The following is a 26,221-nucleotide window of genomic DNA, read 5'->3' on the forward strand; positions in this document are numbered from 1 at the left end:
CGTCAGGAACGAGCGATAAGCATCAGGAGGTTGACGCTTCAAGTAAATCTTGACAGAAATAATGTTGAAGTGTCAACTTTCGCGTCCGGAGGCAGCGCCTCAGGCCCGGCGGACCGGCTGGCGCAGGATGGTCTTGAGCTTGGCCGGTTCGGTCTTCCGGGGGTCGCTGACGTAGATCTCGTGGTGGCGGCCCACCGGTTCCAGCTTGTTAGACGGCAGGTATTCATCGTGCAGCCGGGCCAGCACGGGGCCTTCGTCGTCGTACGGGCCAACATGCATGACCTGGACGCTCAGCCCTTCATCCAGCGACCCGAGCCTGAGCGAGTCCACCGCCGGGAGTTCCTTCTTGGCCGCTGCCTGCAGCATCGCGTCTTCGATGTGGTCCGCGCCCAGCCAGTCGGGCTGGCGGAGCATCAGCGTCCACGACCACTCGTCCTTGGCGCGGCGGGTGAAGGCGGACATGTCCTTGGCCCACCACAGGCCTTCCAGCGGGCCGACCACATAGTCGCGGGCGAACTGCTTCTTGCTGGCGAACTTCAACGCGTAAGAGACGGAATACAGTGCTTCGATCACTTGGCCGTACCACGCGGACGAGTTCGGATTGCCGTGGCCGTCTGCCTGCAGAAACTGCATCGGTGGGACGGTGACCAAGCGGAAATCCTTGCCCGAGGAATAGAGCTCCTTCTGGTCTTTCTTGAAATCCAGCTTGTCCATGTTTGCTTTCCGCAGTCGGTGAATGTGGTCTAGTTATATCGCGTAAGTCACCGGCTGAGACGAGGGAAAATGCTGCAGCAGTTCGCCGCCGAATGGTGGCGCAGGATCACCGACGGGTTCACCCGCGGTGAACCGCTGGAAACCGGAATCCTGGAACTGGCCCTCATCCTGGCTGCTGCGTTGGTCTTGTCGGTTCCGCGCAGCAGCTGGCGGTACTTCGGGTTGTTCGTCACGGCGGTCCATGAGCTTGGGCACGCTTTCGCGGCGCTGACCACCGGTCGGCTGGTGCGCGGCATCCATCTGCGGTTCGACCAGTCCGGCGCGATGATCAGCCGCGGGGCGGGCCGTGCCTCGGCCGCGTGGGCAGGGTTCTGGGGATACCCGGTGCCCGCGCTGGTGGGGGCGGTGCTGGTGTGGGCCGCATTCACCGGTTGGTCTGGCGCAGCGCTGTCGGTGAGCGCGCTCCTGCTGCTGGCCACGCTGCTGTTCATCCGGAACCTCGAGGGCATCGTGATCGCCGTGGGACTGGCGGTTGCCTCCCAACTGCTGGTCTGGTTTGCGCCGGCGGAGTTCCTGGGCCATGTGACTTTGGCCATTGGCATCGGGCTGCTGGTGGGGGCCGTGCGGGACTGGTTGAATCTGCTGAGCGTCCACACACGGCGCCGACATCAGCTGGCGAATTCGGATGCGTTCATCATCGCCAAGCGGACCGGGATTCCTGCCGCTTTCTGGCTGGCCGGGTTCGCGCTGGTCATTTTGGCCTGCTGGGCCGGGGCAGTGGCAACAGTGGCCGGCGTTGGCGACCTGGTGAACCTTTGACCGCTGCCGCGTAAACGCTCACCGACCTGCGCAAACCCCTCACTGGTGCCCCGCGAACCGTCGACTGCAACCGCCGCTCGTGGTGGTCTTGCCCACAGTCAATTCCGCCTTCCCGGCGTACTGCCGGGGTTCCCGAGGGGCGGGAATTATCGCCCTGCGCGAGACGTTGTGGAATCGATGTTGAAATGTCTAGATGAGCAGCTATGATGGGCGCTCGCAGATAGGTCAAAACAAACGAGAGCATCAGGAGTTCTAAACCCGCATGGCAACCGATTACGACGCACCGCGCAACAAGGACGACGACAACAACAATGAGTCGCTCGAAGCCCTTCAGGCCCAGCGCTCCGGTGGTGCGAAGACCGCGCTGATCGACGTCGAGGATTCGGACACCGCCGAGGGCATTGACCTTCCGGGTGCTGATCTCTCCGGCGAAGAACTGGTAGTGCAGGTTGTTCCTCCCCGTGAGGACGAATTCACCTGCTCCTCCTGCTTCCTGGTCCGCCACCGCAGCCAGGTAGCCCGCGATAAGAACGGCGAGAAGTACTGCCGCGACTGCGAAGGCTAAACTTTCACATTCCGAACCCCGCGCTGATGGCAGCGCGGGGTTCTGTTGTTTAAGGCAAAGCGGCGGTTGCCGGGACAGCGCGTGCCTTACACGTCGCGGACTGCTTGGCCGATCGGGGTGCTGCCGTTGATGAATTCGATCACCTTGCCGGTGGTGGACGGAACGGCCAGCACCTCCGCCGCGACCATCGCGACGTCCTCCCGGCTCACCTGACCGCCCGGCGTTCCCGGTCCGGCCTGGATCTTTCCGGTCGCCGGCTCCATCGTCAGAGCGCCGGGACCCAGAATCGTCCAATCCAGCGACGTTGACTTCAGGTACTCGTCCGCGGCCGCCTTCGCCTCGGCGTAGGGGAAGAACGAATTGTCCTGCGGAACTCCATGATCCTTGCCTGCGCCCAGGTAGGACACCATGATGTACCGCTGCACACCGGCCGCCGCCGCGGCATCCATCGACCGGATGGCCGCATCGCGGTCCACGGCATAGGTCCGTTCCGGATTGCCGCCGCCGGCACCCGCCGACCACACAACGGCCTCGTGCCCACGCAGCTGATCGGCCAACTCCTCGGCGGTGGCGGTCTCGACGTCGGCAAGCACCGGCGTGGCGCCCGCGTCCCGGACATCGGCGGCCTGATCGGGATTGCGGATCATCGAACTGACTTCGTGGCCCTGGCCGGCGAGGATGCGGGAGAGGTGCAGCGCGACCTTGCCGTGGCCGCCAATAATGGCAATGCGGGACATATGATTCCTTCCGTTGCGGTCTCTCTCCAACTTAGGCACGCCAACCGGCCCCACGCCAGCGCCCCTCACGTCCGAAAGTACGACGGTGGTGCCCACCTCGGGCCGGAGGGCCATGAAGTACGACGGCGGTGCTCGCCTCGGGCCGGACCGCCTGGCGGGTGCGGCGCTGGCTTGGGCGGCGGTGTCTTTGCGGTCAACCCGCGCCGTTACCCGTAGGGTGTCTGGCGTGAGCCGTCCGCCGGCTAACCGTCGCTGCCGGTCAGGTGGATCGCGGCCTCCGGAGTGGCCACGCGGAAGCTGAACGACTGCTCGATGTACAGATAAACGAACTCTTCGTCGTGCCGGTCGTAGCCCACGGACAGGTCCTGGCCCGACTCGAACAGAAAGTCCCCGCCGCGCAGGCTCATCACTATCGCCCCGCGGACCCCGGGCGCCCAGATAATCGGGCCGCCCAGCAGCTTGCGCAGGTGCTCCGACAGCAGATATCCGCCGCGCTCCGTCGCCTCCACCACGGCGGTGTAGTGTCCGGGGCCGAGCGCCAGTCCGAACGGCCCGCCTATGCCCACCTGCAGCAGGGCCGAGACCGCCTTGGCCACGCGCTTGGGGTAGTCGTTGAAGTCTGGCACGCGCGGTATGGGCGCGTGCGGTGTGGCGCTGGTGACTCCGGTGATACCCACCTGCTTCCAGCCGTGGAAGACGGCTGAGTTCTCCGCAATGGCAATTTGGAGTGCAGCCTCACGCAGATCGGTAAGGTCCACATCGGCCGCTCCTCGATCATGGTCCAGCAGTTCCATGCGGGAAACCTTGAACGGTGCCCGGACCTCCACCAAGGGGAGCACTCCGCGCCGTCGCGCCGCCACGCCGTCGGCGGGCGCCGGCCCGGTCACCCGTTCCGTGCGTCCCAAATTCGTGGCCGAATACTCCCAGCCGTAGGGGCCTGCGAAATCGACCATCTTGCGAGCACCCAAGGCCACGGTGAGCCGTTCCCTGGCTTCCTGGTCCAACAGCCTCCAGCCGCCGTCGGAAATCGGGGCATGCTCGCGCAGCAGGTGGTTAGCGGTCATGCGAAGTCCTCCCTGAGGCTGCCGATCCCCAGCGACGAATCAGGGCGCCCCGGCCCGGAGCCTGTGCCCGGCCCTTCGGGGTTCGATCCGGTTGCAGCCGAAGCCTCGGCGGCGCCGCCGTTGGCCACAATGTCGCCGTCTTGGAACAACGTGCCGCGGGCAATCTGGCGCCATTTCGGCTTTCGCCGGAGCAGGAACTCTAGGTCCATGCTGAAATGCTTGAACTCCTCCGCCAAGGAATCCTCCATGATGGCGACCGATTCCGGATCCTTTTCCAGCGACATCCGTTGCTCGTACCAGCCGATCGCCTCGGCTTCCTCGGTCAGGTTGGCGCACATGCGCGCAAACGTCCGCGTTTCGGCGGAGAGCTCTTGGGCGGGTTCGTGATACTGGTCAAAGCCCATCTGGATTCCTCCGTGAGGTTGTGCCTCTGAGTCAGCGTAGCCACGGCCCGGCCACCTGACTACCCCTGACCGCGGCGGGCACGCCCAGGCATTTGCGGCGGCGTCCGGGGCTGGAATTGTCCGCGGATTTCATGATGCGCGAGCCCTCCGCGTAACAGTTCTCAACCGACTGTTGTGCCGGCTGTGATTTTCATACTCTAAAGTCCCTTAGCAGTTGCCCCACCGGGAGAATCCCATGAACAGCCACACGCAGGTGCCCGCGTCCTTCACAGAACGGGCCGGCACCAACGATGAAACTTTCTGACGCAGAACAGCGTGAACTAGCAAGAATCGAACGGCATTTCGCCGCCGAAAATCCGGTGTTGGCCCGGATGCTGTCGATGCCGGGAATGCCGTGGCCTACTGGGACCCGGCATCCAAGCGAGACCGAACCTCCGGGCGACACCGGCGCAGTGATCACCTTGTCTTTACCGATCGTCAGCCAGCAAGAGCCGCTGGCCGCGCAACAGCCCGAATCCCTGTCGAAACGGCGCAGACTGGGCCGCTGGTTGATGGCTTCTGGCGCCGCAACGGTAGCTGCGAGCCTTTTGACCGGGACCGTCGTCGTCGCCGTTGGCGGTTTAATGCTCATCGCCGCGGGCAAGTACACCGCCGACGTCTAGAACCGAGCGCTGCGAGACCAAAGCCCTCCATCAAAGCCGGAGACTCAGGCGCCGGGCCGCATGAAGTCGGATTCATAGGCCGCGATAACGGCTTGCGTGCGGTCCCGAACCCGGACCTTGGAAAGAATCGACTCGATGTGGGTCTTGATGGTCTCGGTGCCACGAAACATCCCGACGCAATTTCCGCGTTGTTTTAGCCGCTGGCCAAGTGACGGAGGACCTCGGCTTCGCGGCTGCTGAGCCCGGCAGCAGCAACGCGGTGGCGGGACTTGCTACCCGGGCGAGCAGCATTCCCCGAATGAGGGAAAGCGAGTGCCGCATAGTAATGTTGCGGGGTGATTCGCCGATACTCTGCTCTGCTGATGCTCCCGCTCGTGGCCTTGGTCGCCACCGGTTGTGGACAGATCGAACAGGCCGCCTCCGACGCCGCCGACCAGGCCGCAAACGCTGCTTCCGAGGCCGTCAGCCAAGCCGCGTCCGATCTGGCGAACGCCGCCGTGGGCGAAGCCGTCAAGCAGGCGTGCGCTCCGATCCGGGACGGCAGCATCGGTGCGGAAGAACAGCAGTTGCTCGGCGGACTGGTCTCGGCCGCAGACGCCGCCGGCGTTCCCGCCGAGATCACCGGTCCGATGTCGCAGATCGCCGAATCCGGCGATCAGATCCCGGCCGAAACCGTCGCCTCCATGCAAAAGGCGTGCGACGACTACAGCGCCGGCTAGAGTTCCGACTGCCCGCGCCTTGTCATCGTGCGGCTAGGACCTGACGGGCGCCTCGATTGCCTAGCTGCCCAGCGCCCTCAGAACGGCGGCGCTGCCGGTTGATCTGGCCACCCGCGGAACGGGCTGGAACATCTGCCTGGGCTGTCGGTCTCTAAGCCGGAGGCCAAGCCAATATCAAGTTCTTCTTGCTCCGCACGCTCCGTTGCGCCCGAATGGTGAACTGGCGTTCCTCGAACATCAGCGTCAGAACCACCCAAGTCTTCACACGGCGGGTCGGTGGACTGCCCGGAACTGATGCCGAGCACCGCCGGTTCCGGCTGGCATTCGGGCAGGTGGGCGTTCTTCAGCCAGACGTGGTTGCGTAGTGGTTTTTGTGCCGGATCCATGTCGGGCGGTGGGAAGAACCAGGCGACGCCGTTGATGACTTCGATCCGCCAGTCTCCTTCGTGGATGAGGTGGTGGTGGTGACTGCATAGCATCACGCCGTTGTCGGTGGATGTTGGGCCGCCCTTTTCGAACCACCGGATGTGGTGCACTTCCGTCCAGGGTGACGGTGCGGTACAGCCGGGGAAGGCGCAGCCTCCGTCCCTGGCGATGATCGCCAGCCGCATGTATTTGGGAAACAGCCGCTGGGATTGGCCGACGTCCAGGATCACGCCCGTGCCGGAGAGGACCACCGGAATGATGTCTGCGTCGCAGGCAATCCGGCGGATGGTCTTGGCACTGAGCGGTCCGGAGAAGGTTCCGGTTCCTGGGCGGCCAAGGTCGGTGGCCAGGTCCTTGTAGCCAATGGTGGCCAGTACCTGGGGCCGGCGTCCGCCGGCTGCCGGCAGCTGGTCTGTGGTCAGAGCGACCTTGCAGGCACCAATGAGTCCGTCGAGTTGCTTCTGCTGACGGGTCCGCCCGTCCAACTCCTGGCTGGACGCAGCAGCGTCTTCGACGGAAGCGTCGTCCCTGGTCTCGGGGGCGGCACCGGGCGTGCCTGTGCCTTCGAACCCGACAGTGCCGGCCGTTGCGGTCCCTTCCCGCAGGCGCGGATTGGTGGCCGTGTTGTAGACGGTTGCCAGAACCTCGTTTTGCTCATCGGTGGCGTTGATTTCGTAGCAGTGCAGACCGTTGCGGCGGCCGCGGTAGAACAATCCTTGGCGTGCTTTCAGCTCGGCGGCTGTCGGGTCGGCGCCGCCGGGGTTCAGGCCGCCCTCCCAGTGCCGGATCAGGTCCCGTAACGAGTCGGCGTCGTACTCGGAGGCGTGCTTCACCAGTGCCTCTTCCATCTTGCGCAACCGGTCCGGTTCAGCGATCCGGCGCAGCCCGTCCACCGCCTTGCGGATAAGGTTCGCTGCCAGGCCGGACACCCGCCCTTCGTCCAGCGCGCGGGCGAGTACCGGCAGCCGGGGCGGCGCGGTCGGTGTGCCGTCGGGAACAGGCCGGGCTTCGGTGGCCTCGGCCAGCTGGAACCGGCGCGCGGCTTCCTGCCGGGCGATGCCCAGCTTGGCCCGCAGAAAATCCTCATTCGACTTGAAGGCGCCACGCTTCTGCCGGTTCGGGTCATCAGGGTCGTGGGGTTTCTCGGTTTCGCCGACGGCGGCGATGTTCTGCTCTTTGATGATCCGGGCCAGTATGAGTTGGCTTTGGGCAACGGTATTGGCCAGCTCCTCCACCTGCGCCGCAGTCCGGGCCACGGATTTGGTGCTGCGGGCCAGCCCGCTGGCACGAAGCTTATCGTTGAAACTCGCGACTTCGGCACGCAGCCGGGCCAGCAGAGCGGAATCATCCTGCTCCGCTCCCTGAGCCATACTCAGCACCTCGATCGCCATAGATCAAGCCTAAGGAGGACTCAAAAGGGGCAGGAGAGATGGAAACGCTGATGTGGAAGAGGTGCCGGCGATTGGCGCCTGTGGAGGTGGGGTGCCCCTGGCAGGTGCCATGGAGCAGAGTGGCCGCGCACCTCAAGCAGGTTTAGTGCGCGGCTGGCGCACCTTCCTGGGCGACCTCCGCGGGTTCTTCTTCCACCGGCTTCCGGACAAAGAACGCGGCCGCCACGGCCACCACAGAGATGATTGCCCCGGCGAAGAAAGCAGCCCGCACGCCTCCGGCCACCGCCGTCGATGTTTCCGCGCCGCCAGCGGCAAGCGCAGCTGTCTGCATGGACATCACGGTGACGAACATGGCGGTGCCGGCCGCGCCGGCCACCTGCTGCACGGTTCCGATGATCGCGCTGCCGTGCGAGTACAGTGGCCGCTGCACCGAGCCCAGGCCAGCCGTGAACAGTGGCGTGAACAGCAGCGCCAGCCCGACGCTCAGCACGATATGCGCGGCCAGCAGAGTCAGCGGAACCGTATTCTCGCTGACGGTGGACAAGTACCAGAGCACGGCGCTGACCACTGCTGTGCCCGGCACCAACAGCACCGTTGGCCCGAACTTGTCGTACAGCCGGCCAACAAAAGGCGCCAGCAGACCCATCAGCAGTCCGCCAGGCAGCATCATGAGGCCGATCTGCAGCGGTTCCAGCCCCAGAACCTGCTGCATATATATAGGGAGCAGAATGATGGTGCCGAACAGGGCCGCCATGCTCAGGGCCATCAGCCCCACGGACATGGAGAAATTGACCGTGCGGAAGGGCCGCAGATCCAGCAGCGCCTTGTCCGCGCGCTGCAGCCGCAGCTGGCGCAGCAGGAACACCAGCAGCGCCACTCCACCGGCCGCGAACGCGATCCACATCGCGGCACCCGAGGTGGGCTCCGCCGTCGTTGTTCCGTGCCCGGAACCCACCTGGCTGAGGCCGTAAATCAGACCGCCGAAGCCAATAGCGGACAGCACCACCGACGGCACGTCCAGCGGCACCTGCCTGGGCTCGCTGACGTTCTGGATCCGTCGGTTGCCGACCAACAGCATGGCCAGCGCGATCGGCAGCACCAGCCAGAACATCCAGCGCCAGGACAGCGTGTTCAGAATGAGGCCGGAGATGGTCGGGCCGATCGCCGGTGCCACCGAAATGACAATCGAGACGTTGCCCATGGTCTTGCCGCGGTCCTCCGCCGGAACCAGGTTCATCAGCGTGGTCATCAGCAGCGGCATCATGATCGCCGTGCCCGACGCTTGCACCACGCGCGCCACCAGCAGCACCTCGAACCCCGGAGCCAGCGCGGCCAGCAGCGTGCCCGATGAGAACAGCAGCATGGCGGCGGTGAACACCTGGCGCGTGGTGAAACGCTGCAAGAGGAATCCGGTCACCGGGATGACCACCGCCATGGTCAGCATGAATGCGGTGGTCAGCCATTGGGCCGCGCGGGCGCTGATGTTCAGGTCTTCCATCAGGTCGGTCAGGGCCACGGACATGATGGTTTCGTTCAAGATCACCACAAACGCGGAAACCAGCAGGATGCCGATCACGCGTCGGTTGCGGCGCGACTCGTCCGCCGTCAAACCGCCCTTGGTCTGTCTGGGCTGCGCCGAGGCACTATTCGTCAACGGTTCATTGCTCACGGGAGAATCCTCGGGTGGATTGCGTGCTGTTGTGGTCGGCCGGTAGGGGCCAAGAACGCCGCAGAAACGGCGGAATAGTAGTCTAACTCTCGGTCACCAGCGCCTATTCCCGCTCCGCTCCAAGCTCTGCCACATAACGACGGCGGTGCTCGCCGCCGCGGCCGCGTCACCTGGGAGTTGGGCGGGGAAGCCGGGGGCCCGGTCCTGACGTTCTGGCCTTGGGCCAGCGCTGGACGGTGTGGTGCATGCCCCCGCTAAAGAAGAGAAGCTCCGCTGTTAAAGAGGAGCGCCCGCTTAAAGACGAGCCCGCGAGGTAAGGAGGAGCTGCCCGCGGGTTGTGGAGGAGGTGCCGGCAGGTTAAAGAGGAGAGGACGAGCGATAAACCTCTTGAATCCAGGGGCGCGGTCGAAGAGGATGCCCCGCCTTTAAACGCCATTAAAGAGGAGAGGCCCCGCCGGCGCATGGCCGACGGGGCTCCCTGTGATCCTGGCCCGGCCGTTGGGGGAATAACCGGCCCAGGAGACTGTGGGTGCTAGATGGTGTAGTACCCGGTTACCGGCATGGCGCTCACGTCGTGCACCAAGGTGCCCTGGCTCGGGTTGAGCGCGCTGATCATCTTGCCGTCGCCCAAGTAGATTCCGATGTGGCCGCCGCCGTTCTGCACCACCAGGTCGCCCGGCTGCGGGTTGCTGGTCGGAGTCAGGGCGCCGCCCTGCATCTGGCTGGTGCGGGGCAGGTCCACGCCGACCTGGGCGTAGACCCACTGGGTGAATCCTGAGCAGTCCCAGCCACCGGTGCTGGTGCCGCCCCAAACGTAGGGGGTGCCCAGGCCGGTCATCGCGATGTCCACGATGCTCTTGTTGCCGCCGGTGGAGGCAGGCTTGATGTCGGCGCTGGCCAACGAGACCGTGGCGGTGTCGGCCGGTGCAGCCTGCGTCGCCGCGGTGGCTACGCCGGCGCCCTGGGCAGCTTGGCCGCCGGACTGGGCCTGCGCGGAACCGGTCAGTGCGATCTCGTCGCCCGGGTAGATGAGGGTGTAAGCGTTCAGCCCGTTGGCGGCCAGCACATCCTGCACGTTCTTCCCGTACTGGGCGGCGATCGTGCCTACGGTGTCGCCGGCGACCACGGTGTGGGTGGCGGCGTCGGAAGCAGCTTCGGTGGTAACCGAGGCCCGCTCCACCTCGAGGCCGGCGTTGGCCGGGGCGGCAACGGTGTCGGCCACATCGGCTGCACCGTAGGTCGGGACGGTGACATCGGCGGCGGCGTTGGCCGGCATGCCGACGCCCAGCATCAGGCCACCGGCGGCCGTGACAACGGCGGCACTGCGGCCGACGGTGCCGGCGTGGGATGAAATAGCGTTGGACAGGCCAGCCACGGTGGTGTTGCGAACGGGGGTGGCGCGGTGGCGTGCACGGTTGTTTTTGAGCAGCAAGAAGTAAACCTCTCCCAATGCCTACGAGGTGAGCTGTCGGATTCGGATGGGAGTCACCCGGTCGTGCGGCAGTGCGGTATGCACTCCACGCGACTTAACCCCAAGGGCCCCAAGAGGGCCCGGAAAGTGGGTCCCCCGCCTCTGCCAGATGTCTAGCGAACTAACTCGGGAAGGTTGGCAGAGCTCAGCAATACCTTCCGAGGACGACGGCTATGATCGCCGACGTGATGATTACGTTACATAACGGTTCGATAACTGTCCAAGTCCTGAAATTTACCTGTGGATAACCTGAAAGCCCGAAAACTTTAATGATCCAAGGCCCGTTTCGCGCCGAAACGAAAGAGCCGGACTGCTACATCCCTTGGAACAGACAGCGGTCGCCACCCCTTTTTTAGGTCCATTTCCGCGCTTCCCGAGTGAACATCATCACCAAATGGGGCCGTCTCGACCCTCTCCCACAAGGCACTTGACTGCCATTGTCGGAGTCCGCCGGCGGGAGTAGGCTCCGGATTATCCGGGCCGCGGGAACGGCCGGCGCTTCGGCTTGGCCGGCGGCGTGGCCCAGCCACTTCGGAGAGGAATGAAGCGCCATGCCCATCACCCGCGATCTGATCATCAACGGCGAGCACGTCCCGGCGGTTTCCGGCAAGACCACCGAGGACATCAGCCCCTACACCGGTGACACTTACGCCACCGTCGCCGCCGCCGGTCCGGAGGATGTCACGCGCGCCGTCGACGCGGCGTCGTCGGCCTTCGACTCCTGGGCCGCCACCCCTCCCACTCAGCGGGCGAAAATCTTCCTCAAAGCAGCCGATCTGCTGGAGGAACGGATGCAGCAGGGCATCGAGTTGATGGCCGGAGAGGTCGGGGGAGTAGCGGTCTGGGCCGGCTTCAACGTCCAGTTGGCCGCCAACATCCTGCGCTCGGCCGCGGCGGCCACTACCGCTCCGCGAGGTGATGTGCTCGCCACCGACCTGCCGGGCAAGTTCTCGCTCTCGGTCCGCCAGCCCTATGGTGTGGTGGCGGCGCTCTCGCCCTGGAACGCGCCCTTCATCTTGGGCATCCGCGCCATGGCCATCCCGCTGGCCGTGGGCAATACGGTGGTGCTCAAGCCCAGCGAGGACGCACCGCTCGCCTGCGGCCTGTTCCTCGCGGACGCCCTGTTGGACGCCGGACTGCCGCCGGGCGTGCTCAACGTGATCACGAACGACCGCGCGGACGCGAACGACGTAGTCAGCACGTTGATCTCCGACCCGCGCGTGCGGAACGTGAACTTCACCGGTTCCACCAAAGTCGGACGAATCATTGGCACGCTGGCCGCGCAGAACCTGAAGCCGGCGGTGCTCGAGCTTGGCGGCAAGAACTCGCTGGTGGTGCTGAAAGACGCAGACATCGATTACGCCGTCCAGGCGGCGGCTTTCGGCGCGTTCATGAACGCCGGGCAGATCTGCATGTCCGTCGACCGGGTGATCGTGGACCGCAGCATCTCCGAGGAATTCTCCAGCCGCTTTGCAGAGAAGGTGGCCAAGCTGCCCACCGGCGACCCGATGAACCAGGCCACCGTCATTGGGCCGCAGGTCAACCAGAGCTCGGCGGACCGGCAGTACGCACTGATCGACGACGCCGTCTCCAAGGGCGCGCAGGTTCTGGCCGGCGGAGAGAAAGCGGGCCAAGCGGTGGTGCCAGCGACGGTCCTGTCAGGCATCACGGAAGAGATGCGGATCTACGAGGAGGAAATCTTCGGTTCAGCCACCACCGTGATGGAGGTGGACGGCCCGGAACAGGCGGTGAAGCTGGCCAACGATACCAACTACGGACTCACCTCCGGCGTCATCACCGAGAACATTGCAGAAGGCCTCAATGTGGCGCAGCAGCTCAAGACCGGCATCAGCCACGTCAACGACCAGCCGGTGCAGGACGAGCCGATGGCCCCGTTCGGCGGCATCCACGAGTCGGGCTACGGCAAGTTCGGCGGCCAGGCCGGCATCAATTCGTTTACCGAGGAGCGCTGGATCACCATCCAACAGAGCGGACACGCCCAGTACCCGTTCTAGCTTCAGTCGCGGATCCGTACGGCGGTCTCGCGCATGTAGCGGTCTACATGGGCGTACGCGTCGCGGGTGAGCGCCTTCCACAGCTCGACGGCGAGGCGGGGGTTTTCGCTCTCCAGCCTACTGATCGCCTCGGCCGGGAGAAGTTTGACCCGTACCTTTCCGTGGGCGCGTACGGTGGTTTCCTGCCGGTCGGCGCTGCCCAGTGCCATTTCGCCGAACGTCATGCCGGCGCTGAGGGTGGTGAGTTTGACCCGGCTGTTCTCCGGACCGGGCGACGTGGTGACGACGCTGCCGGACAGGATGAAGTAGACGCCGCCGAAGCGCTGGCGGATGCGGCGGATCACGTCGCCGTCGTCGTAGCTGTACTCTTCCATCAGTTCGGCGAGCGCAGCGGCGTCCTCGGCGGCGAGCGGACTGAGCGCGGGCGAGTCGGCAACGTCCACAGTGGCCGGCTGGCAGAGTTCGTCCCCGTAGCTGGCGATCAACTGGTTTTCGGCGAATTCGACGGCGGCGGTGCGGGTGGCGAACGACGGCACCGCCCGGCCGTCTTCTTCGAACCGTTGCGCCAGGGCGCCTTCGCCGTCGATGAGCACCAGACTGCGTCCGGCCTGCGCGAGCGAGGTCCGGAGCTGCTCCAGCATGTCCAGGGCGACCGGGGCGGTTTCATCCACCCGGCGCATGTCCAGGACGATCAGTTCCACCGACTCGTCCAGGTCGCTGACCTCGCGGACCATGGATTCCGTGCCGGCGAACAGCAGGTCACCGTTCAGCTCGATCACACGGGAGCGGTGCGCGTTGTCCCGCAGCACGTCTGCGGCCTCGTCGGTGCGTCGGATGCCGGACGGGGCGTCGGCGATGTCGTAGCTGGCGCGGATGGCATTGCGGCCGGTGCGGGCCGCCCGGACGAAGTGCAGCCCCATGTCGTGAGAGATCCGCCGGCTCGCCTCCACGCCGCGGACGCTGCTGCCGTGATCGTCTAACGGCGGTGAATAGACGGCCAGGCCCAGCTGGCCCGGCAGCACCGCGAGCAGTCCGCCGCCGACTCCTGACTTGGCCGGCATGCCCACGTCCGAGAGCCACGCCCCGGCGTCGTCATACATGCCGCAGGTGGCCATGACGGATAGAACCCGTTCCTCCACCTCCAGGTCCAGCACCTGTTTGCCCGTCAGCGGGTTGCTGCCTCCGTTGGCCAGCGTGGCGGCCATGATGGACAGGTCGCGGCAGGTGACCAGTACCGAGCACTGCCGGAAGTAGTCCTCTGCCACCGGGTCCGGCTCCTGCTCGATGATCTCAAAGGAGCGCAGCAGGTGGGCCAGTGCCCGGTTGCGGTAGCCGTGCCGCGCCTCCGACTGGTAGGTGCGCTCGCTGACCGACAGCTCCCGGCCGGCGAAGGCCGAATAGTGCTCCAAGATGCGGCGGAAGCCGGCCTTGCCGCCGCTGCCCTTGATCAGCGATGTGGCGGTTAGCGCCCCGGCGTTGATCATGGCGTTGGCCGGGCGGCCTGTACCGGGAGCCAGTGAGATCTCGTTGAAGGCGTTGCCCGACGGCTCCACGTCGACCTTCCGGTCCACGGCTTCCAGGCCCAGATCGGACAGTGCAAGCCCGTAGGTGAAGGGCTTGGAAATGGACTGGATGGTGAACTCTTCGCGGGAGTCGCCCACCTCGTATACGTAGCCGTCCACCGTGGCCAGGCAGATGGCGAACTTGTCAGGGTCCACCCCCGCCATCGCGGGGATGCCGCCGTAGGGCTTGCCGTCCTTGAGTCCGGCGAGCTCGGTGTGCAAGGTGCGCAGGTAGCTCTGGATAGGGGAGTCCATGCTTGCCAGCCTATGCGGTTGGACGCAGGAGCCAGGCCGCGCAGGCGTGCGGAGACCGCCCGCGAACCGGATCCTGCCGCTCACCCGGTCCGGCCTTTGGTCGGGCTAGATTTGCTGCATGAGTGATTCTTTGCCGACGGCGGCGGTCGACAATCCGTTGTTCGATCTGCTGGCGGCCGGCGACCGCGCCGGGACGCTCGCTTACGCGGCAGCCATGGACGACGACGAGAAGCAGCGGCAGAAGTCCCTGGTCCGGAAGCTCCGCTTGGTGGTGTCGGCGGAGCCAACTGGCGCACGCTCTCCCGGCGGGTGGTGGCTGGGCGAGCTGCAGGCAGACCACTGGGCCGCCGCGGACATCGCGCACATGGCGTGCATCGGGGCGGAACGTGCGGCCGGCCTGTCCTACACCGACCGCAAGGTGGCCCGCGATGCGCCGCCGGCGCTGTTCCCGGACCGGCTGGAGCTGTTCGTTGAATCCTGGTCGGACCGGTATGAACGGAACCCGAAAGGCTGGGACCGCAACCGAGGTATTGAGGCAATGTTTGACTGGGTCCGTGACGGGCTGGTCCCCGCACCGGCCCAGCGCGGGGCGATGCTGCTTCTGCTGAGCGAGACGCAGGTGCAGCGCATCAACTTCCTGAAGTTCCTGCGGGAACGGCCCGCACTGATCGAGGTGACGCTGAAAGAGCTGTTCCGCGTGCCCGGAGTCAAAGGCGCCAGCGCCATGCAGTTCGACGAGGCCAACCCCGAGGACCGCAGGCTGTCCGTGCTGCTGCCGCAGCTGGTCAAGCTGGGTTATTGGGACGGCGAGTGGGTCCGGCACAGCGTAGAACGTGTGCTGGCCAGCGACGAATGGCCGGAGTACCAGAAGCGCTTTTTCAAGCTCCTCCGCAGCAACCTGGCGGAGTGAATCGAGTGAAAAGCAGCCTGTGGAGGAGCGACAATAGGGCCTTTGCCGCCGGGCGCGGTGTTGCCCGGCGGGGTGTTCGTCTACGCTGTGGGAAACGGCGGCAGCGGCGAAAGGCGGGACAGCAATGACTTCCAATCCTCAGGGCACGGGGCCGGACGACGTGGAGGCTGAGGGCGGCCGATCGGGCACGGGACCGTCCGGCGGCTCCGGCCGGAGTGGGTCCGACGCATTTGAGCCCAGGCCCGGTGGGCCCGTCAGCGACCGGCCGGAGCGAACACCGGCGAAGCAGCTAGGCACACGCCTGGGGGTGATCTGGACGGCGGTTGTCATCGCGCTGATCCTCCTGGTGCTGCTGATCGTCTTCATTGCTCAGAACCAGGATCAGGTCCTGCTGCGCTACTTCGGTTTCGAGGGGCAGGTCGCCTTGGGACTCGCGCTGTTCATCGCCTCGGTTGCTGGCGGCATTGTCGTTGCCGCTTCCGGAGCCGCCCGCATCATCCAATTGCGCCACAGGGACCGCAAGATCCGCAAGAACGGTACGAAGCCGCGTTAGCGCCGGTGGCGCAGATGACACGGGACGCTGCCCGCCGGCTGTTCACGTTTGGTCACGGCACCAGCACGCCTGACGAACTGGTTGCACTGCTCAACGGAGCCGGCGTGCAGAAAGTCTTTGACGTCCGCCGTTTCCCGGGCAGCCGCAAGCACCCGGAAATGGGCAGCGAAGCGCTCGCCGGATGGCTTCGCGAGGCCGGTCTCGGCTACCGCTGGGAAAAAGCCTTGGGCGGACGACGAAGGATTCCGGCAGGGGAGCCGGAGCCCGACGGTTGGTGGCGGGTTGCTGCTTTCCGCGCTTATGCCGCCTACACCCGCACTCCGGAATTCGCCGATGGCCTGGATGGGCTGCTGTCGGATGCCGAGGCCGCAGAGGTGGCGATCATGTGCAGCGAGAGCGTGTGGTGGCGATGCCATCGCCGGCTCATCTCTGATGTGCTGGTGCTCCTGCACGATTTCGAGGTGGTGCATCTGCTGCCGGGCGGCAAGGAATCAGTCCATGAGCCGTCGGCCGGCGCCAGAAGCGACGACGGTGTGCTTTTCTGGGACCGTGCGGAGGACTAAGGTCAGCGCTTGCGGCCGAAGACCAGAGACGCCACCGCCGTCGTCGCCGTCACTGTATAGACCGACGGCCAGGCGCCGATCTTCTTGGCCAGCGGGTGGGACAGCCCGAAGGCGGCCAGGTATCCGGCGGTGAGCGCAGCAGCCCGGCCCGCACCGGCGTCGCGCTTCCACAGCGCAAAGGCACCGGCGCCGGCCGCGGCCAGCACGGCCCCGCCGAGTGGTCGGTTTTTGGTGGCGCGGGCGGTTTGGAAACCGCCGATCAGGCCGGCGCTGGTCAACAGGGTAGGGGCAACGGAAGCCATGGAACTCTCCTCAAGTTCGGGACTTCCAGCCTATCGCTGAGCATCTGATGATGAAGCCTCGCCCGAGCGGCCATGCAGCAACCCGGTGGGGAATCCGAGGGAAACCGGCTCCGGCGCGGAACAGCAGCTTCCGGCTGCTTCCTCGGGAACGGACGCTTCCGCGGCAGAGGCCTCATGTCCCACGGTCACGGCGGCCGGAACATCGCAACTGCTGCCCACGTCGGTGGAGCAGACGCCGGTCTCCGGAAGGTCCAACTCCACGTTGTCGGCGGCCGCAGTATCCCCGGCCAGGGCCGCGGCGATGGAACGGACCTGTTCATAGCCGGTGGCCAGCAGGAATGTCGGTGCGCGGCCGTAGGACTTCATTCCGGCAAGGTAGAAATCCACATCGGGATGGGCCAGCAGCCTGGCGCCGTGCGGAGGAACGGTGCCGCAGCTGTGGAATTCCGGATCGATCAGCGGGCCTAGCTCCCGGGGCGCTTCGACGGCGGGGTCCAGCTCCAGCCGGACTTCGCGGAGCATGTCCAGATCGGGCCGGAAGCCGGTAGCCGGGATCAGTAGGTCCACATCCAGCTGCACCTCGCCGTCGGGCGTGCTGCCGATGACCACCAAACTGTCCGCGCTCTTGAACCCCATGATGGTGAACGAGGTGTGCAGCTCAACATGGCCGTCTTCGACCAGCTTGCGCAACCGGGTGCCCAGCTGCCCGCGGGCCGGCAGTCCGTCCAGATCGCCGCCGCCGTAGAGCCGCGTCACGGTGGAACCGCGGACAGCCCAGCTGATCCGGGTGCCCGGCTCGTTCTTGGCCAGCTGGCCGAGGTTGAGCAGGGTGTTGGCGGCCGAGTGGCCGGCTCCGACCACCACAACGTGCTTGCCCGCAAAGCGTTCGCGGTCCCGGCCGGTGACGTCGGGCAGTGGTTCGGTAATGAAGCCGGCGGCGAGGGCGTCGGCTTCACCGGGAGCGGGCAACCCGGCTTGGCCCAGCGGGTTCGGCCGGCTCCACGTGCCGGACGCATCGATGACGGCGCGGGCCAAATGGTCGGTGACGGTGCCCGCAGTATTTTTAACCCGAACCAGGAACGGCGTCGCGGTCCGGTCCCGTGAATGGGTTTTGTCCAGACCCGCCCGGCTCACCGCCACCACGCGCGACGCAGTGCGGAGTGCGTCTCGCAGCACCGGCACGGCGGCCAGCGGTTCGACGTAGTGCTTCACCAACTCGGCACCGTAGGGCAAAGCCGACAACCGCGGCTCTTCCCAGCCGGCAGCCTCAAGCAGCCGGCGGGACGCGGCGTCGATGTTGTAGCGCCACGGGGAGAACAGCCGGACATGCCCCCATGCGCTGATGGCGGCGCCGGCGGCATCGCCGGCTTCGAAGATCAGCGGCACCAGTCCGCGCTCCAGCAGGTGAGCTGCGGCAGCCAAGCCGATGGGGCCGGCGCCAACAACGACGACGGGGAGTTCCGCGCGATTCTGATCCTGGCTCATGGTCGGCGTCCTCACCGTGGAAAGGGGATCGGTCTAACGGGCGTCCGGCGCGGCGGGCAGCAGTTCGGAAATTAGCTGCTGGATGCGGCCCTTAATCTCGTCGCGGATCGGCCGGACGGAATCCACGCCCTTGCCGGCGGGGTCCTCCAGCACCCAGTCCTCGTAGCGCTTGCCGGGGAAATACGGGCACTCGTCGCCGCAGCCCATGGTCACTACAACGTCGGAGACCTTGACCGCCTCGGTGGTGAGTACCTTGGGCTGCTCGGCCGAAATGTCGATGCCCTCCTCACGCATCGCCTCGACCGCGGCGGGATTCACCTGGTCGGCCGGCTGCGATCCGGCGGAGCGGACTTCGATGGCGCCCTGGGCCAGATGGCCGAGGTAGGCGGCGGCCATCTGCGAGCGGCCGGCGTTGTGCACGCAGACGAAGAGGACGGAAGGCTTCTGAGTGGTTTCGGCGGTCATGTGCTGGATGCTCCTGGAGGGTGGGAAGTGGGCGTCGGCCGGGGCCGGGTCTGTCGAGGGCCGGCCGGGGAAGGCGGGCCGGATGTCGGTTTAGCGGGACATAGCGGCACGCGGCGCCTCGGCCGGCGAGGCGAAGAACCGGCGTCGGGCCCAGAGCGCCACGTAGACAAGGGCCACCAGCACCGGAACTTCAATCAAAGGGCCGACGACGCCGGCCAGCGCCTGCCCGGAAGTCACCCCGTAGGTGCCAATCGCCACCGCGATGGCCAGTTCGAAGTTGTTGCCGGCCGCCGTGAAGGCCAGCGTGGTGGTGCGCTCGTAGCCCATTTTCAGCAGCTTGCCCACCACCATGCCGGCGCCGAACACCACCACAAAGTAGACCAGCAGCGGCAGCGCGATCCGGGCCACGTCCAGCGGGCGGGAGGTGATCTCGTCGCCCTGCAGCGCGAACAGCAGCACAATGGTGAACAGCAGGCCGTACAGCGCCCACGGCCCCAGCTTCGGCAGGAACTTGCCCTCGTACCACTGGCGCCCCTTGGCCCTTTCACCCAGCGTGCGGGTCAGGAATCCGGCCAGCAGCGGGATGCCCAGGAACACCAGCACGGACGCCGTGATCGCCCAGAAAGAGAACTCGGCACTGGTGGTCGGCAGGCCCAGCCAGGACGGCAGCAGCTGCAGGTAGAACCAGCCCAGCGCGCCGAAAGCGAAGACCTGGAACAAGGAGTTGATCGCCACCAGCACGGCTGCGGCCTCGCGGTCGCCGCAGGCCAGGTCATTCCAGATCATCACCATGGCGATGCAGCGGGCCAGTCCCACAATGATCAGGCCGGTCCGGTATTCAGGCAGGTCCGGCAGGAAGATCCAGGCCAGCGCGAACATGAACGCGGGCGCGGCCAGCCAGTTGATCACCAGTGAGGCGACCATGAGCTTTTTGTCGCCGACCACCCGGTGGGTTTCGTCGTAGCGGACCTTGGCCAGCACCGGGTACATCATCACCAGCAGCCCGACGGCGATGGGCAGCGAAACGTCGGCGATCTGGACGGAATCGAGAGCCGGTCCGATGCCGGGGACGAAGCGGCCGAGCAGCAGGCCGACGACCATGGCCGCGATGATCCAGACCGGAAGGAAACGGTCGAGGGTGGACATCCGGGCCGCCACCTGGCTGGTATCCGGTGCTGCAACGGTGGTGCTCACAAGGCTCCTCAGGACGGGGACACGGCGTTGGGGCGACGGACAGGCATCGATGTTCGTCGATACAGAGTATCCGCGGACACATCGACAACTGTCAATCTGTGCATAATGGATGGCATGACGTCAGTTACCGATCTGGTGCCCGGTCCCGAGCAAATCGGTCCCACGCAAACCGGTCCCGACGGCGAACGGATGCCGACCGGCGCGGAGGGGGACGATGTTTCCTGCTGCACGCCAAGCGGCGCGCGCCCGATGAGCGCCGAACGTGCCGGCTCGCTGGCCGCGCAGTTCAAGGCCCTGGCCGATCCGAACCGTTTGCGGTTGGTCTCCATGATCTCCGCCAGCGACGGATCAGAGGCCTGCGTCTGCGATCTCACCGAGCCACTCGGGCTGGGGCAGCCTACGGTATCTCACCACCTGAAGGTCCTGGTGGACGCCGGCATCCTGCACCGGGAAAAGCGCGGGGTGTGGGCCTATTTCTCGCTGGTTCCCGGCGCGCTCGACCATCTTGCCGGGGTCCTGGCCGAGTCCCGATGAAGGCCGTCTGCAGCGAGCGCGCACCCGCCGGCAGTTGGTCAGCGCTCGGCGGGCGGGGACTTCCGATGGCTGTGGACCGGTCCCTCCCGGCGATACCAGACCGTCAGGTACAGCCGGTGGGCGGTGATGACCAGGGCAAGCCACGCTACTCCGAGGGTCCAGGCGACCAGAACGTCGGTGAACCAGTGATGGCCGAGGTAGACCCGGCTTAACCCCATGGCCAGCGCAAACAAAACGGCGGCGCCGCCCGTGAGGAACCGGGCTCGTCGGGTCGTCTGGCGGAGCATGAGCAGGTAGGCCACGATCCCGGCGATGACCACCGCGTTCAGCGAATGTCCGCTGGGAAAGGACGCGGAAGATTCGAAGGGCGGCACGGCATCTGCGAGCGCCGGCCGGGCCCTCCCGATGAACTGCTTGGCCACCACGGTCATCAACAGGGACCCTCCGGCAGCAGTGATGATCAAGATGGCCGGTGTCCGGGACCGCCGCCGGAACGTCAGGATGACCAAAACCAGGACCGCGAGGATGGGCATGCCGATGGGGCCGCCGATGTTCGTGAACGTGGTCACCGCCGTGTTGAGCCAGGGTGACCTGAGGCTTTCGGCGGCGTCGAGGGCCGGACGGTCCAATTCGGCAACCCCGTCGCCCTCGGTCACGGCCTCATAGATCTCCGTCGACGCGACGGTGAGCAGCACGGCGACCAGCGCGCCGGCTGCCAGCGTGAGGATCAGCACCGCGTGCGGGCCCAGGATGCTGCTGATCCGGTGCATCCACCGCGCCAGCAACTTTCCTGGCGGCGTGGTCCACCTGGTCAGGTCCCGCCCGCCCACAAAGCGCTCGTCAGCCAGCCCGCGGACGGGCGCGGACGGCTCGTCGGCGGGTCCCCGGTTGAACTCCTCAGGCATAGCTGGCTCTCAGCGCCCCGGAAGCACGGTGCCGCCAGCGCACTACTGGGCCGCTTTGCGGCGGGCCGCCAACAGTTTGTGCGTGCCGTCGCAGTACGGCTTGATGCCCGATCCGCCGCAGCGGCACAGCGCTACGGTCTCCCGCGAGCGGGCTACCGCCTCGCCGTCGCCATCCACCAGGTCAAAGGCGCCGCGCACCAGCAACGGCCCGTCGGGGCACACCACGATCTCCGTCGGTTCCTTGCTCGTCATCCGGTTCTCCTATCGTGAAATTGTGATGGCTCAGCTGCCGCCGCAGCGCCGCCGGGCTGCTGGCCGCGGTCCGCAGGCGCCGGCCGGAATACGGCACGCCCCCCGCGCATCGCCAGGCCAGCGCAATCCACGACGTCACCGCCCGCTCCAGCAGCCAGAGCGGCGCCCACAGCGCGGCCCAGGTATCGAACACCTGCGTACCGCCGGCGCGCCGCCGTCCTGCCTCAGCCAGTACGACGGCGGTGGCCGCCAGCGCGGTGCAGGCCGCGGGGCGGCGGACCAAGACCAGCATCAGTGGGAGCAGCAGCAGCTCGACGGCCAGCCGGGCCGGCTGGGTCTGCGAGTCGTAGGCCTGCCGGACCCGCTGGCCGGCGAAGTGCCGCAGCGTCGGCGGCAGCCGGCGGACATACACCCCGTTGGCCCTGATGCGGCGGCCGCCGGCGGCCTGGACGGTCCGAATGAGCTCCAGATTCTCGAACAAGACGTCGCCGCGGTACCCCTGTGTCTGCAGCAGCATCGAGCGGCGGACCGCCAGCGTGCCGGGGTAGTCGGAGGCGAAGGCCCTGTTCAGCAGCGACCGGGCCGTGTCCCAGCGGGCGTGCCAGGGCAGTGGCTCGTAGTAATTCTGCGGGCGCACCAGCTCGGCATGCTCCAGCAATTCCGCCACTGAAGCCAGGGACTCTGGCGTGTAGCGGACGTCGTCGTCGGCAATGACCACCCACTCATGCCGGGCATGCCGCAGCCCGGTGAGCACGCCCTGCACTTTCCCGTTGGGCGTGGGCGGCCCGTCCGGGCGCACATGCTGCGCACGCTGCCGCCAAAGCAGGTGATGCCGGGCGAACACCGGATCGGGCGAGCCGTCCACCACCGTGAGGTCCGCCCACTCCGGCAGCGACTCCAGATAGGCGGTCAGTTCGGCGTCGCCGGCGCCGTCCTGCCACTTCAGCGGCAGGACATACTCGATCCTCACGCGGATGCACCGACGGCGACCGCCACCTCCCGGCCCGGATCAAGCGGCTGCCGCAGCGCGGAGCGGCCGGCGGTCCAGGCATCCAGTTGCCAGCCGCCCGCCAGACCGTCCAGATACAGGGCGCTGCCGGCGCCGAAGAACACATCCGCGGCCAGCGACGGGTCCTCGGCAATCAGCCCGCCGGCCAGATCCCGCCCGGCAATCTGTTCGTGCACCGCATCGGCTTCCACATGCTCGTCGAAGTATTCGGTCACTTCGTTGCCGAATCCCAGCCGGCGGAATCCGCGGGCGTACTTGCCGTTCGGAATCGACGAGGTCATTTCGTAGATGGCCAAGTGGCCGCAGATGGCTCCGCGCAGGCGGCGCTGCAGCCCGAAGAGGGACATGGCGTTGACGGATGCCAGGGTGATAGCCGGAATGCGGTCCACGTAGGCTCCGAAGGACGGATCGAGCCCCAGTCCCTGCATGGTGTTGGCGAAAAGCTCCGCGTGGATCCGGCCGGGCTTGCCGCCGCCGTATTCATCTGCCTGGATTTCCACCATCGCCGACTTTGCCCGGCCACGCAGCCGCGGGATGGCCCAGGTATGCGGGTCGGCCTCCTTGAGCTGGTACACCGAGCGGAGCAGCACGAATTCCTTCGCCTGCTCCGTCGTGGCTTCCCGGGCCAGGAACGCGGAGACGCTTGGCCCGTCGTCGTCCGCCGCGAGCTCGAAGAGCCGGTCCGCCACGGCCTGCGGCGTCAGCTGGTGCGGGGCGGAAACATGGACGGATTCGCGCAGCCTGGCCTCCACCTGCTGCTCGATTAGGGCGCGGACCTGCAGCAGTTGCACGTCCCATTCCCACCGGTCGTCCACGCCGTCCAGCCCGCCGTAATGCAGTTCGTACAGGCAGAACAGCGCCAACTGCAGATCGTCGTCGTACAGCACATCCTCAGTTGCGGCCAAGGCGTGCCCGGCGGCGGTCAGCAACTGCGGCAGCGCATCCGAAGCATCATTGCGTGGCAGGGCATTAAGCAGAGTCTGGCTGACCGGACCCCGGGGATGTGGAAGCTTCACGGCGTCTCCTTACTGAACCGGCGCAGGGAAAGCGGCGGTGCGCTGATTTCAAGTGCATCCCGGCGGTTTCGGTACGTCAAGAGGCACAATGGCGCCGAGGCCCCCACGGCGGGCCTGGCTGGGGACAGGGTCCTTGGCACCACTTCCCAACGGTGGCAAGGTGGAAAGCGTCCCAAGATCCCCGAACGAAGGACGGAAAACCATGCCCGAAATTACAGGCAAAAAAGTCTTGGTTGCGGTCAGCAATCGAGGCGTCGAGCAGGACGAATTGAAGGTTCCGGTGGAAAAACTGCGGGCAGCCGGAGTCGATGTCCTCATCGCGGCACCCGAAGCCGGCGAGGTGGAAACCCTGGTCGGAGACTGGGAACGCGGCGAGAAAATCGCGGTGGACAAGCCCTTGCCCGATGTGTCCGACGGCGACTACGACCTGCTGGTGCTGCCCGGCGGCACGCTGAATGCGGACGCGCTGCGGCTGGACCCGGATGCCCAGGGAATCGTGCGGTCCTTCTCCGAATCCGGCCGGCCGATAGCCGCCATCTGCCACGGGCCGTGGCTGTTGGTGGAAACCGAACGCACCCGAGGAAAGACGCTGACCTCGTACATCTCGCTCAAGGCGGACATCACGAACGCCGGCGGCCAATGGAACGACGAACCCGTGGTGATCGACCGTGAACAGGGCTGGACGCTGATCACCTCCCGCAACCCCGGTGACCTGGACCAGTTCGTCGACGGGATCAAGCAGGTACTCGCCGAAACCGCCTGAACGGCGACCCAAAGGTCTCAAAAGTGTGCGGTGTGAAGGTCGATTTCACACCGCACACTTTTGCGAGAAGATCCCGGCGGCCCTTCGTGAGAGCCGGACGGCAGCTTTCCTTAGACCGCGGCAGAGTCTGAAACTACCGCCGCGCCGCCATCCCCGGCAGTTCCGGCTTCCTCCCAGCTGGCCGGGCCGTTGGCAAAAGCACCGCGGTAGCCGGCAGCGGGGTGGCGGTCGTTGAGCAGGGGAGAGCCGAACAGCTTCTGCCGCAGCGGGCCCTCGGCGTACTCGCTCTGGGCCAGGCCGCGCTCGCGCAGCACCGGCATGACCTTCTCGCCGAACTCCTCGAAGGAGCCCGGGATCACCCAGTTGATCACGTTGATGCCGTCCACACCGGCGTCGCGCCACAGCTCCAGTTCGTCGGCGATCTGCTCGGGTGTGCCGACAATTCTCGAGTTGCGGGCCTGCAGCCAGGCCAGGTCCTCGATCAGCGGCTCGCGGCCGGTGATGGCCTTGGAAAGCCACTCGGTAAAGCCCTTGGATGTGTTCGTGTCCACCTCCGACAGTGGGGTCTTTGGCGGGTAGACCCGGCCCGTGCGGTCCAGGATGGCCATGTGCGCGAGGTAGCCCTCGACGGAGACATAGCAGTCGTACTCTGCCTCCTTCGCCTTCGCCTCGGCCTCCGTCTCGCCGATGATGAAGGACAGCCCGGCGAAAAACTTGATGTCCTCCGGCAGCCGGCCGTGGGTGGCAGCCCGGCGTCGGGTATCTGCGACGATCTGCCGTGCGACCTCCCGGGTCGGCGCGATGATGAACGCGGCCTCGGCGTTGCGCGCGGCAAATTCGCGGCCGGATGTGGAAGAACCTGCCTGGAACAGCACCGGTGTGCGCTGCGGCGACGGTGCGGGCAGGTGCGGGCCCTCCACCCGGTAGCGGGCGCTCTGGTGGAAGATCTTGTGGATCTTCGACGGGTCGGAGAAGCGGCCGCCCTCCTTGTCCTTCAGCAGCGCGCCCTCGTCCCAAGAACCCTCCCAAAGCTTGTACACGACGTCGACGTACTCCTCGGCCCAGGCATAGCGCTCGGTGTGGTCCGTCAGCGCCGGGAGGCCGTAGTTGCGCGAGGCGTTCTCGTTAATCCCGGTGACGATGTTCCAGGCGATCCGCCCGCGGGAGATGTGGTCCAGAGTGCTCATCTGCCGGGCGAAGTTGAACGGGTGGTTTTGCACAACGTTCGACGTCGTAGCCAACCCGATGTGCTGGGTGTGTACCGCGAGCGCCGCGAGCAGCACGGTCGGATCGTTCGACGGGATCTGCAGGCCCTCGCGTGCGTAGACGTCGAAGTCGGCCTCCGGGTCACCGTAGAGTCCCGAAACGTCTGCGAAGAACATCGCGTCGAACTTGGCGGCCTCCAGCGTCTGCGCGAGGCCAATCCAGGTATCCACGTCGTTGAATTCGGTCTGCCCGGCATCGGGTCGGCGCCACTGGCCGTGGTGGATGTGGCTGGTGGTGTTCATGACGAACGCGTTGAAATGCAGCGGCTTGGGCATGACGGCTGTCCTTGTCCTCGGGGTGTCCTCGTGGCGGTTTCCTTGTGTCCACGATGCTGGCGTCCGTCCCCGGGGCAGCGGAAGTTGTGTGTCGCCGTCGTAGTTTCCAAGGCGCCGCGTGACGCAACATTGCCGCTTTGTGTCCCGCCGTGACGGGATGACGACGGCGGAGGCCGGCTGCCGCAACAAACTTTGGCCGGGTGCCGGGCGTGGGTTGGACTGTCTCCACCCATCTAGCTGACCGATCCAGATCGGC

General features: G+C 66.3%; 28 protein-coding genes and 1 riboswitch. Of the genes, 10 read left to right on the top strand and 18 right to left on the bottom strand.

The window, feature by feature from the left end:
• Nucleotides 1–99: 99 nt before the first annotated feature.
• On the bottom strand, nt 100–714 hold the full coding sequence (locus tag AC5RWT_RS00345) for a GyrI-like domain-containing protein (protein ID WP_494078647.1): 615 nt from the start codon (nt 712–714) through the stop codon (nt 100–102).
• 69 nt (nt 715–783) lie between these two features.
• Here AC5RWT_RS00345 and AC5RWT_RS00350 point away from each other — a divergent pair, with 69 nt between their 5' ends.
• Together AC5RWT_RS00350 and AC5RWT_RS00355 are read left to right on the top strand one after the other, a co-directional pair.
• On the top strand, nt 784–1,533 hold the full coding sequence (locus AC5RWT_RS00350; protein ID WP_494044337.1) for a M50 family metallopeptidase: 750 nt from the start codon (nt 784–786) through the stop codon (nt 1,531–1,533).
• Nucleotides 1,534–1,795: 262 nt separating this feature from the next.
• Nucleotides 1,796–2,098: a DUF4193 domain-containing protein gene (locus AC5RWT_RS00355; RefSeq protein ID WP_494078648.1), complete on the top strand. Its 303-nt coding sequence runs from the start codon at nt 1,796–1,798 to the stop codon at nt 2,096–2,098.
• An 86-nt stretch (nt 2,099–2,184) separates the two neighbouring features.
• On the opposite strand, the gene AC5RWT_RS00360 is transcribed toward AC5RWT_RS00355, so the two are convergent.
• The 3 genes from AC5RWT_RS00360 to AC5RWT_RS00370 all read right to left on the bottom strand — a co-directional run bounded on the left by AC5RWT_RS00360 (nt 2,185) and on the right by AC5RWT_RS00370 (nt 4,303).
• Nucleotides 2,185–2,835 (bottom strand): SDR family oxidoreductase, encoded by a 651-nt coding sequence (locus AC5RWT_RS00360; protein ID WP_494078649.1) that lies wholly within the window; start codon nt 2,833–2,835, stop codon nt 2,185–2,187.
• Between the two features lie 242 nt (nt 2,836–3,077).
• Nucleotides 3,078–3,899 carry a family 1 encapsulin nanocompartment shell protein gene (locus tag AC5RWT_RS00365; protein ID WP_494078650.1) on the bottom strand — a complete coding sequence of 274 codons (822 nt, stop codon included), beginning with the start codon at nt 3,897–3,899 and terminating at the stop codon, nt 3,078–3,080.
• Nucleotides 3,896–4,303: a ferritin family protein gene (locus AC5RWT_RS00370; protein ID WP_494078651.1), complete on the bottom strand. Its 408-nt coding sequence runs from the start codon at nt 4,301–4,303 to the stop codon at nt 3,896–3,898. Before AC5RWT_RS00370 ends, AC5RWT_RS00365 begins: the two co-directional genes overlap by 4 nt.
• A 290-nt stretch (nt 4,304–4,593) precedes the next feature.
• Here AC5RWT_RS00370 and AC5RWT_RS00375 point away from each other — a divergent pair, with 290 nt between their 5' ends.
• On the top strand, nt 4,594–4,965 hold the full coding sequence (locus tag AC5RWT_RS00375; protein WP_494078652.1) for a DUF3040 domain-containing protein: 372 nt from the start codon (nt 4,594–4,596) through the stop codon (nt 4,963–4,965).
• 44 nt (nt 4,966–5,009) lie between these two features.
• On the opposite strand, the gene AC5RWT_RS00380 is transcribed toward AC5RWT_RS00375, so the two are convergent.
• Nucleotides 5,010–5,135, bottom strand: coding sequence for a hypothetical protein (locus AC5RWT_RS00380; protein ID WP_494078653.1), 126 nt, complete (start codon nt 5,133–5,135; stop codon nt 5,010–5,012).
• Between the two features lie 192 nt (nt 5,136–5,327).
• Between AC5RWT_RS00380 and AC5RWT_RS00385 the strand changes: the two genes are divergently transcribed.
• Complete coding sequence (locus AC5RWT_RS00385) at nt 5,328–5,684, top strand: hypothetical protein (RefSeq protein ID WP_494078654.1); 357 nt, start codon at nt 5,328–5,330, stop codon at nt 5,682–5,684.
• Between the two features lie 77 nt (nt 5,685–5,761).
• Here AC5RWT_RS00385 and AC5RWT_RS00390 read toward each other — a convergent pair whose 3' ends face one another.
• From AC5RWT_RS00390 to AC5RWT_RS00400, 3 genes are all read right to left on the bottom strand, one after another.
• On the bottom strand, nt 5,762–7,501 hold the full coding sequence (locus AC5RWT_RS00390) for an HNH endonuclease signature motif containing protein (RefSeq protein ID WP_494078655.1): 1,740 nt from the start codon (nt 7,499–7,501) through the stop codon (nt 5,762–5,764).
• 142 nt (nt 7,502–7,643) lie between these two features.
• Complete coding sequence (locus AC5RWT_RS00395) at nt 7,644–9,170, bottom strand: MDR family MFS transporter (RefSeq protein ID WP_494078656.1); 1,527 nt, start codon at nt 9,168–9,170, stop codon at nt 7,644–7,646.
• Between the two features lie 532 nt (nt 9,171–9,702).
• On the bottom strand, nt 9,703–10,602 hold the full coding sequence (locus AC5RWT_RS00400) for an NlpC/P60 family protein (RefSeq protein WP_494044345.1): 900 nt from the start codon (nt 10,600–10,602) through the stop codon (nt 9,703–9,705).
• A gap of 4 nt (nt 10,603–10,606) precedes the next feature.
• A riboswitch (cyclic di-AMP (ydaO/yuaA leader) is annotated at nt 10,607–10,770 on the bottom strand.
• Nucleotides 10,771–11,192: 422 nt separating this feature from the next.
• Here AC5RWT_RS00400 and AC5RWT_RS00405 point away from each other — a divergent pair.
• Nucleotides 11,193–12,656, top strand: coding sequence for an aldehyde dehydrogenase family protein (locus AC5RWT_RS00405; RefSeq protein WP_494078657.1), 1,464 nt, complete (start codon nt 11,193–11,195; stop codon nt 12,654–12,656).
• 2 nt (nt 12,657–12,658) lie between these two features.
• Here AC5RWT_RS00405 and glsA read toward each other — a convergent pair whose 3' ends face one another.
• Nucleotides 12,659–14,473, bottom strand: a complete 1,815-nt coding sequence (gene glsA / locus AC5RWT_RS00410; RefSeq protein ID WP_494078658.1) for a glutaminase A — start codon at nt 14,471–14,473, stop codon at nt 12,659–12,661.
• Between the two features lie 118 nt (nt 14,474–14,591).
• Between glsA and AC5RWT_RS00415 the strand changes: the two genes are divergently transcribed.
• From AC5RWT_RS00415 to AC5RWT_RS00425, 3 genes are all read left to right on the top strand, one after another.
• Nucleotides 14,592–15,383: a hypothetical protein gene (locus tag AC5RWT_RS00415; RefSeq protein WP_494078659.1), complete on the top strand. Its 792-nt coding sequence runs from the start codon at nt 14,592–14,594 to the stop codon at nt 15,381–15,383.
• A 124-nt stretch (nt 15,384–15,507) separates the two neighbouring features.
• On the top strand, nt 15,508–15,936 hold the full coding sequence (locus AC5RWT_RS00420; protein ID WP_494078660.1) for a LapA family protein: 429 nt from the start codon (nt 15,508–15,510) through the stop codon (nt 15,934–15,936).
• Nucleotides 15,937–15,950: 14 nt separating this feature from the next.
• A complete protein-coding gene (locus AC5RWT_RS00425; RefSeq protein WP_494078661.1) occupies nt 15,951–16,499 on the top strand; it encodes a DUF488 domain-containing protein in 549 nt (182 codons plus the stop codon).
• 2 nt (nt 16,500–16,501) lie between these two features.
• On the opposite strand, the gene AC5RWT_RS00430 is transcribed toward AC5RWT_RS00425, so the two are convergent.
• From AC5RWT_RS00430 to arsB, 4 genes are all read right to left on the bottom strand, one after another.
• Nucleotides 16,502–16,801, bottom strand: coding sequence for a hypothetical protein (locus AC5RWT_RS00430; protein WP_494044351.1), 300 nt, complete (start codon nt 16,799–16,801; stop codon nt 16,502–16,504).
• Nucleotides 16,802–16,831: 30 nt separating this feature from the next.
• Complete coding sequence (locus AC5RWT_RS00435; protein ID WP_494078662.1) at nt 16,832–18,286, bottom strand: FAD-dependent oxidoreductase; 1,455 nt, start codon at nt 18,284–18,286, stop codon at nt 16,832–16,834.
• Nucleotides 18,287–18,319: 33 nt separating this feature from the next.
• Nucleotides 18,320–18,751, bottom strand: coding sequence for an arsenate reductase ArsC (locus AC5RWT_RS00440; RefSeq protein WP_494078663.1), 432 nt, complete (start codon nt 18,749–18,751; stop codon nt 18,320–18,322).
• Between the two features lie 90 nt (nt 18,752–18,841).
• Nucleotides 18,842–19,897 (bottom strand): ACR3 family arsenite efflux transporter, encoded by a 1,056-nt coding sequence (arsB, locus tag AC5RWT_RS00445; RefSeq protein ID WP_494078831.1) that lies wholly within the window; start codon nt 19,895–19,897, stop codon nt 18,842–18,844.
• Between the two features lie 237 nt (nt 19,898–20,134).
• Between arsB and AC5RWT_RS00450 the strand changes: the two genes are divergently transcribed.
• Nucleotides 20,135–20,479, top strand: coding sequence for an ArsR/SmtB family transcription factor (locus AC5RWT_RS00450; protein WP_494078832.1), 345 nt, complete (start codon nt 20,135–20,137; stop codon nt 20,477–20,479).
• 38 nt (nt 20,480–20,517) lie between these two features.
• On the opposite strand, the gene AC5RWT_RS00455 is transcribed toward AC5RWT_RS00450, so the two are convergent.
• Genes AC5RWT_RS00455 through AC5RWT_RS00470 form a run of 4 tightly spaced genes read right to left on the bottom strand, consistent with a single transcriptional unit; the run spans nt 20,518 to nt 23,661 of the window.
• Complete coding sequence (locus AC5RWT_RS00455) at nt 20,518–21,384, bottom strand: phosphatase PAP2 family protein (protein WP_494078664.1); 867 nt, start codon at nt 21,382–21,384, stop codon at nt 20,518–20,520.
• Nucleotides 21,385–21,426: 42 nt separating this feature from the next.
• Entirely contained in the window at nt 21,427–21,636 is a 210-nt protein-coding gene (locus tag AC5RWT_RS00460) for a CDGSH iron-sulfur domain-containing protein (RefSeq protein ID WP_494044355.1), read from the bottom strand.
• On the bottom strand, nt 21,566–22,606 hold the full coding sequence (locus AC5RWT_RS00465; RefSeq protein WP_494078665.1) for a glycosyltransferase family 2 protein: 1,041 nt from the start codon (nt 22,604–22,606) through the stop codon (nt 21,566–21,568). Before AC5RWT_RS00465 ends, AC5RWT_RS00460 begins: the two co-directional genes overlap by 71 nt.
• A complete protein-coding gene (locus AC5RWT_RS00470; protein WP_494078666.1) occupies nt 22,603–23,661 on the bottom strand; it encodes an iron-containing redox enzyme family protein in 1,059 nt (352 codons plus the stop codon). Before AC5RWT_RS00470 ends, AC5RWT_RS00465 begins: the two co-directional genes overlap by 4 nt.
• Before the next feature lie 202 nt (nt 23,662–23,863).
• Between AC5RWT_RS00470 and AC5RWT_RS00475 the strand changes: the two genes are divergently transcribed.
• On the top strand, nt 23,864–24,424 hold the full coding sequence (locus AC5RWT_RS00475) for a type 1 glutamine amidotransferase domain-containing protein (protein WP_494078667.1): 561 nt from the start codon (nt 23,864–23,866) through the stop codon (nt 24,422–24,424).
• A gap of 110 nt (nt 24,425–24,534) precedes the next feature.
• On the opposite strand, the gene AC5RWT_RS00480 is transcribed toward AC5RWT_RS00475, so the two are convergent.
• Nucleotides 24,535–25,965, bottom strand: coding sequence for an NtaA/DmoA family FMN-dependent monooxygenase (locus AC5RWT_RS00480; RefSeq protein WP_494078668.1), 1,431 nt, complete (start codon nt 25,963–25,965; stop codon nt 24,535–24,537).
• Between the last annotated feature and the right edge of the window lie 256 nt (nt 25,966–26,221).

It is taken from the genome of Arthrobacter sp. Dra40 (assembly GCF_059091905.1).